The following is a 13,385-nucleotide window of genomic DNA, read 5'->3' as shown; positions in this document are numbered from 1 at the left end:
AGTTGCAGATCAGTATGCCTTTTTCATATTTAATGAAACAAATTATTATCAATCACAAAGCTTTAAAATAAAGCTTATTAATAAAATCATCCAATGAAAACAATTCTAAATTTTGTATTTCTTATTCTCGTCATATCAAATACATTTTCTCAGCAAACCAGTAAAACAAAATCAGAAGATTTAAAAAGTGCTTATGATATTCAGGACAGCATAATGATCAAAACCCGCGATGGTGCTTTTATATCAGCAATTGTAATACGCAAAAAAGGAAATGCTGTTCCAAAACCTGTAATACTTCAGCATACAATTTATGCTTCAGAAGGAGGGAAAGATTTTAAATCTTTGAAAGAAGCGGCAGATAAAGATTATGTTGGTGTTATGACATATTCACGCGGTAAACGATTTAGTCCCAACGAAATATTTCCGTACGAAAATGAAGCCAATGATACCTATGATGTTATCGATTGGATTAGTAAACAAAAATGGTGTAACGGAAGTGTAGGAATGTATGGCGGCAGTTATAATGGGTTGACACAATGGGCGGCCTGCAAAAAAATGCATCCTGCTCTTAAAACCATAGTGCCTTATGTTGCGAATAGGGCAGGAATGGGTTTGCCAATGGAAAACAATGTGTTTATAAATCCTAATTATGAATGGTCGTTTTATGTAGGCAGTAATAAATATCTGGATACCGTGGCGGGAAATGACAGACAGCGATTTAGAAATATGCAGTTTAAATGGTGGGAAACGGGAGTTGCCTACAATAAAATGGACAGTATAGACGGAAGTCCAAACAGGTTATTTCAGCGATGGATCCAACATCCTTCATTTGATGAATATTGGCAGAAAATGTCACCTTACCAAAAAGATTTTGCTCAAATAAATATTCCAATTTTAGTCTTTGATGGATATTATAATGATTCTCAAAATTCGAGTTTGTATTATTTAAGAGAACTTCAAAAGTATAATTCGAAAGCTAATTTTTATTTAATAATTGGTCCGTACAGTCATTTTGGAGCGCAAAAAGGAGGTTATCCCGTCATCAATGGCTATAAAGTTGATGCAGATGCTTTAATTAATACCAGAAAAATAACATATGAATGGTTGGATCATATCTTGAAAAACGGACCAAAACCGGAAATTTTAAAAGACAGGATTAATTATCAGGTGATGGGAGCTAATGAATGGCGAAGTGCTCCGTCAATTGATAAAATGAGTAATGGTTTTCTGAAAATGTATTTGACGAATAATAAATCCGGAAAATTCTATTCTTTGAATGCTAAAAAGCCAGCCAGAATTAATTATTTATCACAAGAAGTAGATTTTGCCGACAGACAAATACAAAACAACGATTACTATCCTGATCCTATTATTAAAAAAGAAATCGATACCACAAACGGATATGTTTTTATAAGCGATCCATTAAAACAACCGCTTTTGGTAAATGGTTCCTTTTTGGGAGAAATAAAAGCAAGTATTAATAAAAAAGATATGGATGTAGGTATCACATTATATGAAGTAACACCTGAAGGAGAATATTTTCATTTAGCTTATTTTATTGGCCGCGCGAGTTATACCAAAAATAGTACTACGAGAAATTTGTTGACGCCAAATAAAATAGAAACAATTCCTTTTTCGAATACCCGTGTGGTGAGTAAACAATTAAGAAAAGGCAGTAGATTGCTGATTACTTTAAATGTAAATAAAAATGCATTTTCAGAACTCAATTATGGTACAGGAAAAGTGGTTAGCGACGAAACGATTAAAGATGCCAAAGAACCCTTAAAAGTAAAATGGTACAATGATAGTTTTATAAAAATTCCCATTTGGAAGGAATAGAAGTTTTAATAAAAAGTAAAAAGCCACAATTTCATTCTGAAATTGCGGCTTTTTTATAATCTAAAATCTGAACTCTAAAGTCTAAAATCAGATATTATCCCAAGAAAGGGTATCTATAATCTTCTGGAGTTACAAAAGTTTCTTTGATAGTTCTAGGAGAAGCCCAACGCAATAAGTTCAATGCAGAACCTGCTTTATCGTTAGTTCCTGAAGCTCTTGCTCCACCAAAAGGCTGCATTCCTACAACCGCTCCTGTTGGTTTATCGTTGATGTAGAAGTTACCCGCAGCATTTTGCAATTTCGTAGTTGCTACTTCAATAGCATAACGATCCTGGCTAAATACAGCTCCTGTCAAAGCATACTCAGAAGTAGTATCAACTAATTCTAAAGTCTCTTCCCATTTTGCATCTTCGTAAACATATATAGTAATAACTGGTCCGAATAATTCGGTTTCCATTGTAGTATATTTAGGATTTGTAGTTACAATAATCGTTGGCTCAATAAAGTAACCTACAGATTTATCGTAGTTTCCACCCGCAATGATTTCAGCATCAGCATCTTTTTTAGCCTGATCAATAAAACCAGCTAATTTATCAAAAGAACCTTCGTGAATAACCGCTGTAATAAAGTTTCCAAAATCTTCCGGAGAACCCATTTTCATCGATTTCACATCAGCAATTAATTGTTCTTTTACAGCTGGCCATAAACTTTGCGGAACATAAGCTCTTGAAGCTGCAGAACATTTTTGTCCTTGAAATTCAAATGCTCCACGAGTAATTCCTGTAGCAACTTGTTTTACGTTAGCGCTTGGGTGTGCAATGATAAAATCTTTACCACCAGTTTCTCCAACGATTCTTGGATATGTTTTATAGTGGTGAATATTGGCACCAATTTTAGCCCAGATATCTTTAAATACATGAGTTGATCCTGTAAAGTGAACTCCAGCGAAATCGCGGCTTGCTAAAACAGTATCAGTAATCATTAAAGCGTCTCCAAAAACAACGTTGATAACACCATCAGGAACACCAGCTTCTTTGAAAACATCTATGATAATTTTTGCAGAAAAAACCTGGCTATCACTTGGTTTCCAAACCACAACGTTACCCATCATTGCAGCACTTGCAGGAAGATTTGCAGCAATAGCAGTAAAGTTGAAAGGAGTAATGGCGTAAACAAAACCTTCAAGAGGTCTGTATTCTAAACGATTCCATGTAGTAGAATCAGATTTTGGCTGATCTCCGTAAATTTGAGTCATAAATTCTACGTTGTAACGTAAAAAGTCGATCAATTCGCAAGAAGCATCAATTTCTGCCTGGTGAATATTTTTAGATTGACCAATCATTGTAGCAGCGTTAATACGAGCTCTGTATGGTCCTGCAATAAGTTCAGCAGCTTTTAAGAAAATAGCAGCACGTTGTTCCCATGCCATGTTTGCCCATGCTGTTCTTGATTCAAGCGCATTAGCAATTGCTTTTTCGATATGTTGTTTTTCAGCTAAGTGATAAGTTCCTACAATGTGTTTGTGATCGTGAGGAGCTGATATTGTTCTTGTATTTCCAGTTCTGATTTCTTCGTTTCCGATGTATAACGGAACGTCGATTTGAGAATTCCACAATGTTGTGTAAGCCGCCTGAACCGCTGCTTTTTCTGGTGAGTTAGGTGCGTAGCTTTTTACAGGCTCGTTTACCGCTTTTGGTACATGAAAGAATCCTTTTAGCATGTTATTTAAAATTAGATAATTAAACTGTTTAAGGGTTAGATGATTTGATTTGTTACGAATAATCTAACGTTGCACAAAAGTACAAAGGATAAATTAATAATTTGACAAATTTATGATTAAGATAACGATAAAAAAAGCAGCCCTTTTTAAACTGGTTTTTAATTTAAAGCAAAAGGAGCACACATTCTAAAAGTAGGAACAATAACTTTGAATGTTTTTGTAGAAGTAAAATTGATCATATTAAAATAACCTTTCATTGCACCATAAGGAGATGACAATAAGCAACCTGAGCTATAAGTGTGATTTTCGCCAGGTTTTAAAACCGGTTTTTTACCAATAACACCTTCTCCGTCTACAACTTCTAAATCATTTAAAGAGTCAAATATCTCCCAATGACGAGAAGTTAACTGAACTGAATCTTTGCTGTGATTTTCGATTGTAACTACGTAACTAAAAGCAAAGTGAATCTTGTAGTTCTTGAAGTAAGTACCTTCAAAACTAGTCAAAACAGATATTTTTATGCCTCTTGTTATCTGAGAAACCATACTAAAGTAGTATATATGTGTGGGTTATACGTGCAAAGCTACAAAAAAAAATCTTTCGATCTAAATCCTTAACAATGTTTTAATTTATGATGTTTATTGAGTTGGCGTTTCCCTTTCCTATAACTCTTTGATAACGATCTGAACTTTCTTTATAATAAACCAATATGGTATACTCATTTTCAGTTTGATAAAAGTTTCCGTCGATAGCATTTTCAAAATCAATAACGCCTTTTTTATCGGCAATTGTATATTGAAAATTTGTAAAACCTTGTTTGATCATTACCGCTTTTTCAAAAACACCCTTCTCTGTATTATAGTCCATTTTATATTCTGGAGACAAACTATAATTGTTGAACATTCCCGTAATGTAAATATCCTTCGTAGTCGATCTGAAAGTAGGCGCCGAAAGCGTAAAATAAACCCAGGCATAATCTGCTTCGATTTCGTTATTAGAAGCATTGATGTTTTTTACCACAAAATTTCCGTTTACGTCTTGATAAACTGTATAAATCTGATTGCCTCTTGCCTGATTCGTATACAAGTAAGAATTGTAGATGTCATGATTGGCACCAACTCTTCCTACGTTATTGCTTGCAGCACGAATGTCTTTATTTTCAAAATATAAAAATTCATTTCCGCCCCAAAATTGTGTTTCGGTATTGTATTTATAAACCAGTTGGTTGCCTATCGTATATTGTGGAGGAACATTTTTAATAGCCGTATTAAAATTACCATTTTGTAATAACAGAATCTTTACGTTTTGTGTTGGAGTCTGAAAAGTTATATCGTTTGAAGCGATTGAAAAATCTAAGTTCTGTTTGTAATCAATATTGGTAACATCGCGGCTTCTTTTTACCTGAGCAGAAACAGTCGAATGATTTTCGTATAAAATAAATTTCCTTGAGAAAACCAGCTCTTTGTCTTCATTAAGAATTCTCAGCATATAATTTCCTGAAATTCGTAATTGAGTCGTAAACTGATTTGGGAACGAAAGTCGGTAATGCGAGTACACCTGAAGCGTATTAAAAGAATTAGAATAATCTGTAATTCTTTGATTGTCGAAACCGGTCACATAATCTGTTTTAGGAATATCTGTTGGTTTCCAGTTATAATCGCAATGTATTACTTCAAAATAATAATTGGCTTCATTACCAAACAAGTCATCAAACTGAAAAGTAAAAGTATCACCCAGTTCAAATATAGGAACTACATTATTATCATTTTTAACAAACGAAACTGTTTTTATATTATAAGGAGGATCGATCTCGGTTTGTATTCCCTGAACTTGGGCTGTAGCCGAAGCAAAAACGAAAATCAGAAGAAGATTTCTAAACAAAAATTTTGGCATCATATTACAATTGTAAGATTGTAAATATAAGAATTTTATATAATGTAACAGGATGCCACTTGTATTGGTTTAGAAAACGGTTTGTTAAGAGCTCAAAATGTATTCTAAATTAACTTCGATTTCGTCATTGATATAACTTTCTTCTAAAAGTGAATCAGATAACAACTTTTTGTTTTCCTGCAATTTGATTATTTTTTCTTCGACCGTATTTTTCGAAATAAACCTGATCACATTGACTTTGTTCAATTGTCCAATTCTGTGTGCCCTTCCAACTCCTTGCTTTTCAGCAAAAGGATTCCACCACGGATCTAAAAATAAAACATACGAAGCTTTGGTAATATTCAAACCAACACCACCTGCTTTAAGCGAAATAAAAAACAATAAAGGCTCTTCTTTTTCCTGAAATAGTTTTACCTGTTGCTCTCTTTTGCTCGACGGGGTTTCACCGGTAATTTCACAATACGCTATTTTGTTTTCTTTGCACCAATCCGTATAAAAATTCAAATTAGTAACAAATGAACTAAAAATAATCGCTTTTTGTTTCTCTTTTACTAAAGTCTCCAGATAATTAGTAACCGCATTATATTTTCCTGAATCAATTTCAGATTCCTGATCGATCATTTTCGGATGATTACTCAGCTGTCTTAACTTCATCAATGTATTGATAATGCTAATTTTGTCCGGACTTGATCCATCGGTTTTTAGTAAAAAGTTCCTCGCCTTAGATTTTTCTTTTTCATATAATTTTTCCTGTTCAGGATCCATATCGCAATAGTAAATCTGCTCTGTTAATTCCGGCAAATCTTTTAAAACCTGTTCTTTGGTTCGTCGCAAAATATAAGGCTGGATGAGGTTTTTCAATTCAGATAAACTATTCTCGTCTTGTTTTTTCTCAATCGGAATTTTAAAATTCTGAGCAAAAAAATCATAGCTTCCCAAAATATCCGGATTTATAAATTGCATTTGCGACCATAAATCGTCTAATGAGTTTTCGATAGGCGTACCACTTAGCGCCATTTTATGATGTGTATTTATTTTAGTAATAGCTTTAAAAATCTTAGAATTTTTATTTTTAATGTATTGACTTTCGTCTAAAATTAAATAGCGGAAATTGTATTTTTCTAAAATTGAAATATCACGATGAACAATGCTGTAACTGGTAAAAATTAAATCAGTTGATTCTAATCTGCTCGCTAATAATTTCCTGTCATTACCCACGTATTGCATTTTAGAAAAGTGCGGCGTAAATTTTGCAGCTTCATTGTACCAGTTAAAAACCAATGAAGAAGGTAAAACGATCAGGGCTTTTAAAGGTTGTCTTTCGATAGTAGTTTCATTTTGAAACAAATCAAAATTCGTTGTTTTAGTCGTAAAACCCAATTGTTCCTGTACAGCAACCAGAACCGCCAGAGTTTGTAATGTTTTACCAAGACCCATATCATCAGCCAAACAAGCGCCCAAATTAGAATTAAAATGACCTAAAAGCCATTTTACTCCATCGATTTGATACGGTCGTAGTGCCGCTTTTAATAAATCTGAAGATGTATATTCTGCCTTTTGAATAATATCGCCCTTGATTTCCGGAATTGCATCCAGAGCAGCAAAATTACTTTTACGCAATAATAGATTTCCATTCTCTGTTTTGGCCAATTTTGCCAGAGAACCATATTTGCTCAGCCATTCTAAAGGAATTAGGAAATAGTTTCCATCAGGCAATAAAAAGAGTCTCTCCTTGCTTTTTATATTGGGGATAATTTCGCTGAAATTAATCGTATAAACACCAATCGTAATAATTATTCTAATGTCAAACCAATCTTCTTTCGTTTCTTCTCGCGAAGCCGAAATAGTGTGATTTTCTGTTATGATTTCTTTGCCTTCCAGTTTTAAATTATGGATTGTAAATCCTAAACTTTCCAGTTCTTCTTTACGGTCAATAACAAATTGAATATTGATGTAAGGATCTGGATTTTCGGTATCAGAATTTAATCCGAATAACTCGTTTTTGATTTTTAATAAACCAATTTCAAGTAATTTATCTGTATATAAAGTTTCGGCAGAACTGCGCTTAAACTGAATGATTTTAGGTTCGTTAGCAATGCTAAAATCAACAAACGAATGTGTTTTTTTAGTTTTGCTACTGTCAAATGAATAACCGTTATAATCAAAATAAAGGTTGAGGTAATAACAGTTTTTAAAGAAATCAAAAACAGGCTGAATCGTGCTTGAAATAATTTGATCGCGATGTTCAATTTCAAAACCAGTAGCTTCAATATCTATTTTTTTAGCTATTTCAGGGATGAAATTTTTAAAATAAGTATCAACTAGTTTTGAAGGTATTTCGATTGATTTTTTCTTTAAAAAAGGAGAAAGCTTTTTAGAATTAAGATCCTTCAACTGCCCAAGCTTTTTGTCGATAATCAACCAGCTCGGTTCATCCAGCAGTGTCTCAATGCTGCTGTTCATGGGCAAAAATGTAGTTTCGTTTTCTTTTAACGAAAGCGTATATGTAATTCCTTCAGCATGTTTGTTAAACTCAATCTGAGGTTCAAAATACAGCGGATCGATATTGACTCTCGAACGATAAAAATCCTTTTCAACTCCCATATTAATAGATAACGGAAATTGTTTTTGAACAATAAGACTATAAAAGGAACTTAAATTTAGTTGTAAATGCTGACGAATTGCAAACTCAATTTTAGAATCTTTTTGTAAATCAGCAATGGTTTTCGCCGATTTGATTTTTGCGCTAAATTTTTTGAAAATAAAGTCAGGCTTTAAAGATTCGCAAACCGTCAGGATTTTTTTGGTATCAGCATCTAAATTGTCAAATACAATAAAGAAACTTTCAAGAACATCTTTAGTGGCTTTTTTATCTAAATATTTAATGTCGTCGGTATCTTCAACGATATAAGAGGTAGGAATATAATGATTCAGATTTTTTTCAAAACTGATATCAAAACAAAATTGAAATGAATTTGAAAGATCCAAGATATGTAGGTTTGGTTGGGTTGTAATTTGGGAAGTAATCTAAAATTAAAAAGTTTTCAAAATACTGCTATTTTGAAAACTTTTTAAATGAACTTGTATCACTTATATGGTGAAAAAATCCGACTGATTTAGTTTTCTGGTTTGAAACAAAGCGGAATGATTTCTCCCTTTGCCAAACAATATTTCTCTACCAATTCTGGTGTAATTTTATTAGTATAATCTTCTTCGATTACGATAAAGCCAATGCTTCTTAATTTATCAAAATAATCGCGGCCATAAATACGAACGTGATCGTATTGTCCAAAAATTTTGGCACGTTCTTTTTGATCTGTAATAGTATCATCAGCAAATGTTACCGCTCTGGATAAATCCTGTGGAATCTGAAGAATAGCCATTCCGCCTGGTTTTAATACACGAAATAATTCCTGCATTGCTTTTGTGTCGTCCGGAATATGCTCCAAAACGTGATTACATAAAATAACATCGTATTCGTTATCCTTAAAAGGCAAATTACAAATATCTGCTTTTACATCAGCCAAAGGCGAAAATAAATCAGTTGTAGTGTAATCAAGGTTCTTTTGCTTGCGGAATCTTTTGTAAAAAGCTTGTTCCGGAGCAAAATGAAGTACTTTTTTTGGTGCAGTAAAAAAATCAGTCTGATCGTTTAAATACAACCAAAGCAAACGATGTCTTTCTAACGAAAGTGTACTTGGAGAAAGCACATTATTACGTTGTTTTCCGTATCCATAAGGCAAAAACGATTTAAAACTTTTTCCATCTATAGGATCTGTATATTTAGTTCCTTTTAATGAAAATGCCAAAATTGGTCGAGCTACATAACTCAAACGAATTAATAATGGACGGGGTATTGTATTAAGTACTAATTTGAATAATTTTTTCACAGGGTTTATTCGGGGTTGAATTTTAATTATAGAACTAACGGCACTTTTCTGAATTCATCTTCTTCGTTGCTTTCGATTCCAAGAGCTTTATAGATGTATTGAAAAGTCGATAATAATTCTGGTTTTCCATCAATTAAAGCCACGTCGTGTTCGAAATGTGCGCTTGGTTTTCCGTCAGCAGTGGTAATTGTCCAGCCGTCTTTATGTTGCTTGATGTTTTTTGTTCCCATGTTAATCATTGGTTCAATCGCAACAACCATTCCTTCAATAAAAAGTTTACCACGACCACGTTTTCCGTAATTTGGCATTTCTGGTTCTTCGTGCATTTTTTGCCCTAAACCATGACCTACCAATTCGCGAACTACTCCATAACCGTGTCCTTCAGTATATTTCTGAATTGCGTTTCCAACATCTTCAACGCGGTTTCCGGCTTTAAATTCTCTTATTCCTATATAAAGGGATTCTTTAGTCACTTGCAAAAGCTTTTTAACTTCAGGGGCAACTTCTCCAATTTCGAAACTATAAGCGTGATCACCGTGATATCCATTTTTAAAAGCACCACAATCTACCGAGATAACATCACCACTTTGTAATGGAGTATTATTAGGTATTCCGTGTACTACTTGCGAATTTGGACTCATACAAAGTGAATTCGGAAAATCATATAAACCTAAAAAGCTTGGTACAGCACCGTGATCACGGATGAATTCCTCAGCTAATTTGTCTAAATATAATGTGGTAACTCCTTCTTTAATTTCAGAAGCAATCATTCCTAATGTTTTAGATACGATCAAAGCACTTTCGCGCATTAATTCGATTTCTTCACGTGATTTTACTATAATCATAATTTCGGATTTTCAGTTGGCAAAAGTACGACTTTTTATTTAAAATTTTTCGCCACGAATTGACACAAATTGAGACAAATTAGATTGTTTTAGGTAGTGAGATTTCATGAATCAGGATTTAAGTCAAAAGTTGATAAAGAAAAATTTCTGAATTCATGGTGAACCGACAATTAATATCGATTGGTTTTTCCAATTACTATTTGGCAGAAAAAACGTAAATTAGTAAGAGTTAAAATTATTTAAATTATGGAAACGTCTATAGATCAGGAAAATATATCCAAAAAGAAAGCTTTAAATAAAATGAAAGGCAATGCTTTGGCACTTTTAGGTATTGCGGTACTTTTATTTATCATAGCTATTTATTTTAAAATTCCCATGTTGCAGGCTTTTAGCGAGGCGGCAATGGTAGGAGGAATTGCCGATTGGTTTGCTGTTGTGGCATTATTTCGTCATCCGTTAGGAATTCCGATTTGGCATACAGCAATTATTCCGACTAAGAAAAATGAGATTGGAGAAAACCTGGGAAATTTTGTTTCAGAAGAATTTCTGAATCGCGAAAAATTAGAAATTAAATTAGAAGAATTCAACTTTGCTACAAAAGCTTCAGATTGGTTGTCACAAGAAGAAAATGCCAATAAAATTGCCAATCTGGTGGCGGTAAATATTATTCCCGGAATTTTAAAAACAATAAAAGACGAAGATATAAAGCGATTTATTCAATATCAATTTAAAGAAAAGCTAGAAGGAATTAATTTTGGAGATTGGGTTGCTTTGGCTTTAGAACCTTTACAAAAAGGAAATGTAAAAGATGAATTGCTAACCAATGTTCTGGATGTCATGAGTACGGAACTAAGTAATAACAAGGATCTGATTCGTAAAAAAGTAAAAGAATCTACGCCATTTTTGAGTTTTGGCTTAGCCGATAAAAAAATCTCAGAAGGTATTTTTAATGGCTTGGCCGAGTTTTTACATGAAGCTAAAAATCCGGAAAGCGCGGTGAGAATTAAAATAGACGAATACGTTTATAATTTTCTTGATAAAGTAAAAAACTCCGAAGAAATGCGAATCAAGATCAATAATATGATTTTGAGTTTTGCAGGTAAAAAAGAAGTTCAGGATTATATAAACGGAATTTGGGATGAAATAAAATTGTCTATTTCGAATGATTTGGATAAAGGAGATCAATCCTCTATTAAAAATAGTATTTCGGGCTTGATTCAGGGTTTCGGAAACGGTATAAAAGAAGATCCCGTAATGATAGACAAGATCAATAATTTTATCAAAAACGATTTGTTGTCTATTCTGTTAAACAATAAAAAAGTAATTGGAGATTTAATTTCGTCAACCGTAAAAAGCTGGGACGGAAAAGAAGTATCTGAAAAATTAGAATTAGAAATAGGAAAAGATCTTCAGTACATTCGAATCAACGGAACTCTTGTTGGAGGTTTAATCGGGATTGTAATCTATTGCGTCGAGTGGACGTATCACTATTTTATGTAAAAAAAATAAACCATATAAGTAATATAAGTTATTATAAGCTGTACGTAGCTTTATTAAATGAACTTAGATCCTTATATGGTTTTAAAAATTAATGTGTTTCTACAACAACGAATGACAAGTCATTGCATTTGGTTGCTGAATTCCCATTAACTCCAAAATAGTAGGAGCAATGTCACCTAAAACACCATTTTGGATATTTTTTAATTCTTTGTCAACTAAAATAATCGGCACAGGATTCGTTGTGTGTGCTGTATTAGGGCTTCCGTCAGGATTAATCATAGTTTCGCAATTTCCGTGATCGGCAATTACGATTGTTGTATAATCGTTGGCAAGAGCGGCTTCGATAACTTGTTTTACACAAGCATCAACAGCTTCACAAGCAAGGATTGCAGCACTCATAATTCCTGTATGGCCTACCATATCTCCGTTTGCGAAGTTTAGGCAAACAAAATCAACTTCTTTTTTATTCAATTCAGGAACAAGGGCAGCGGTAAGTTCATATGCGCTCATTTCTGGTTGTAAATCGTAAGTAGCTACTTTTGGCGAATTTCTCAAAATACGCGACTCACCTTCAAAAGGCGTTTCTCTACCACCGGAGAAGAAAAATGTTACGTGCGGATATTTCTCAGTTTCGGCAATACGTATTTGTTTTTTACCGGCTTTTTCAAGAACCTCACCAAGAGTTTCTGTAATATTATCTTTATTGTAAACTACTTTTACGTTTTGGTATGTTTCGTCATAATTTGTAAGCGTTACATAGTACAAGTTTAGCTTGTGCATGTTTTGCTCATGAAAATCATGTTGAGAAAGTGCTTCTGTAAGTTCACGACCTCTATCTGTTCTGAAGTTAAAGAAGATAACCACATCACCTTCAACAATTGTAGCTAATGGTTTTTCTTGTTCATCTACCATTACAATTGGTTCGATGAATTCGTCTGTAACATGGTGAGAATAGCTGTCAAGAATACTTGCAACTGCATTTTTAGAAGGAGTTCCAATAGCATTTACGACTAAATCGTAAGCTAATTTTACACGTTCCCAACGCTTATCACGGTCCATCGCATAATAACGACCAATGATAGAAGCTATTTTTACCGGAGTATCTTTAATGTGCTCCTCTAAATCCTGAATGTATTTTGCGCCAGATTTCGGGTCAACATCACGACCATCTGTAAAAGCATGCACATATACCTGGTCTAAACCATATTCTTGCGATGCATCAATCAATCCACGTAAGTGAGAAGTGTGAGAGTGAACTCCACCATCAGAAACTAATCCTAAAAAATGTACTTTTTTATTGTTTTCTTTAGCATAAGTAAAAGCATCAACAAGAACTTGTTCTTTGGCAAGTGTCTGGTGTGCTACAGCTAAATTTATTTTGGCTAAATCCTGGTATACAATCCTTCCGGCACCAAGGTTCATGTGACCTACTTCGCTGTTTCCCATTTGTCCTTCAGGCAAACCAACATTTAATCCGTCGGTTCTAAGTTGTGCACTTGGGTAGTTTTGGTAAAGGCTGTTTATAAAAGGAACATTTGCATTGTCTATTGCAGATACTTTAGGGTCGGGAGATTTTCCCCAACCGTCTAAAATCATAAGTATTACTTTTTTATTCATCATTTTTAGTTTTTTACAAAGATAAGTCATTTCTAAAATGTGCGCGAAAGCAATTGTACAATTATGTTTAATAAAATGAAC

The 13,385-nt window shown here is 33.6% G+C and carries 9 protein-coding genes; 2 read left to right on the top strand and 7 right to left on the bottom strand.

What is annotated here, in order from left to right:
- Positions 1-93 precede the first annotated feature (93 nt).
- Complete coding sequence (locus FLACOL7796_RS05390; protein ID WP_173969805.1) at positions 94-1,839, top strand: CocE/NonD family hydrolase; 1,746 nt, start codon at positions 94-96, stop codon at positions 1,837-1,839.
- A 94-nt stretch (positions 1,840-1,933) separates the two neighbouring features.
- Here the strand turns inward: FLACOL7796_RS05390 and pruA are convergent, their stop codons facing one another.
- From pruA to map, 6 genes are all read right to left on the bottom strand, one after another.
- Positions 1,934-3,559, bottom strand: a complete 1,626-nt coding sequence (gene pruA, locus FLACOL7796_RS05385) for an L-glutamate gamma-semialdehyde dehydrogenase (RefSeq protein WP_173969804.1) — start codon at positions 3,557-3,559, stop codon at positions 1,934-1,936.
- Positions 3,560-3,717: 158 nt separating this feature from the next.
- Positions 3,718-4,104: a Co2+/Mg2+ efflux protein ApaG gene (gene apaG / locus FLACOL7796_RS05380; RefSeq protein ID WP_065452127.1), complete on the bottom strand. Its 387-nt coding sequence runs from the start codon at positions 4,102-4,104 to the stop codon at positions 3,718-3,720.
- Between the two features lie 79 nt (positions 4,105-4,183).
- Positions 4,184-5,452 (bottom strand): type IX secretion system plug protein, encoded by a 1,269-nt coding sequence (locus FLACOL7796_RS05375; RefSeq protein WP_173969837.1) that lies wholly within the window; start codon positions 5,450-5,452, stop codon positions 4,184-4,186.
- An 84-nt stretch (positions 5,453-5,536) separates the two neighbouring features.
- Positions 5,537-8,440 carry a DEAD/DEAH box helicase gene (locus tag FLACOL7796_RS05370; protein WP_173969803.1) on the bottom strand — a complete coding sequence of 968 codons (2,904 nt, stop codon included), beginning with the start codon at positions 8,438-8,440 and terminating at the stop codon, positions 5,537-5,539.
- Between the two features lie 128 nt (positions 8,441-8,568).
- Positions 8,569-9,342: a class I SAM-dependent methyltransferase gene (locus FLACOL7796_RS05365; protein WP_173969802.1), complete on the bottom strand. Its 774-nt coding sequence runs from the start codon at positions 9,340-9,342 to the stop codon at positions 8,569-8,571.
- A 26-nt stretch (positions 9,343-9,368) separates the two neighbouring features.
- Entirely contained in the window at positions 9,369-10,187 is an 819-nt protein-coding gene (gene map, locus FLACOL7796_RS05360; protein ID WP_173969801.1) for a type I methionyl aminopeptidase, read from the bottom strand.
- 246 nt (positions 10,188-10,433) lie between these two features.
- Here map and FLACOL7796_RS05355 point away from each other — a divergent pair, with 246 nt between their 5' ends.
- Complete coding sequence (locus tag FLACOL7796_RS05355) at positions 10,434-11,687, top strand: DUF445 domain-containing protein (protein ID WP_173969800.1); 1,254 nt, start codon at positions 10,434-10,436, stop codon at positions 11,685-11,687.
- Positions 11,688-11,786: 99 nt separating this feature from the next.
- On the opposite strand, the gene gpmI is transcribed toward FLACOL7796_RS05355, so the two are convergent.
- Entirely contained in the window at positions 11,787-13,304 is a 1,518-nt protein-coding gene (gpmI, locus tag FLACOL7796_RS05350; RefSeq protein WP_173969836.1) for a 2,3-bisphosphoglycerate-independent phosphoglycerate mutase, read from the bottom strand.
- Positions 13,305-13,385 lie beyond the last annotated feature (81 nt).

The sequence above is a fragment of the Flavobacterium bizetiae genome (assembly GCF_902804475.1).
Lineage (GTDB): Bacteria > Bacteroidota > Bacteroidia > Flavobacteriales > Flavobacteriaceae > Flavobacterium > Flavobacterium bizetiae.
Note: the sequence above shows the minus strand (reverse complement) of the source record. Positions and strands in the feature narration are given on the sequence as shown.

Coding starts and splice junctions, on each gene's coding strand:
- FLACOL7796_RS05390 (WP_173969805.1), top strand. CDS start 94: ATGAAAACAATTCTAAATTTTGTATTTCTTATTCTCGTCATATCAAAT.
- pruA (WP_173969804.1), bottom strand. CDS start 3,559: ATGCTAAAAGGATTCTTTCATGTACCAAAAGCGGTAAACGAGCCTGTA.
- apaG (WP_065452127.1), bottom strand. CDS start 4,104: ATGGTTTCTCAGATAACAAGAGGCATAAAAATATCTGTTTTGACTAGT.
- FLACOL7796_RS05375 (WP_173969837.1), bottom strand. CDS start 5,452: ATGCCAAAATTTTTGTTTAGAAATCTTCTTCTGATTTTCGTTTTTGCT.
- map (WP_173969801.1), bottom strand. CDS start 10,187: ATGATTATAGTAAAATCACGTGAAGAAATCGAATTAATGCGCGAAAGT.
- FLACOL7796_RS05355 (WP_173969800.1), top strand. CDS start 10,434: ATGGAAACGTCTATAGATCAGGAAAATATATCCAAAAAGAAAGCTTTA.
- gpmI (WP_173969836.1), bottom strand. CDS start 13,304: ATGAATAAAAAAGTAATACTTATGATTTTAGACGGTTGGGGAAAATCT.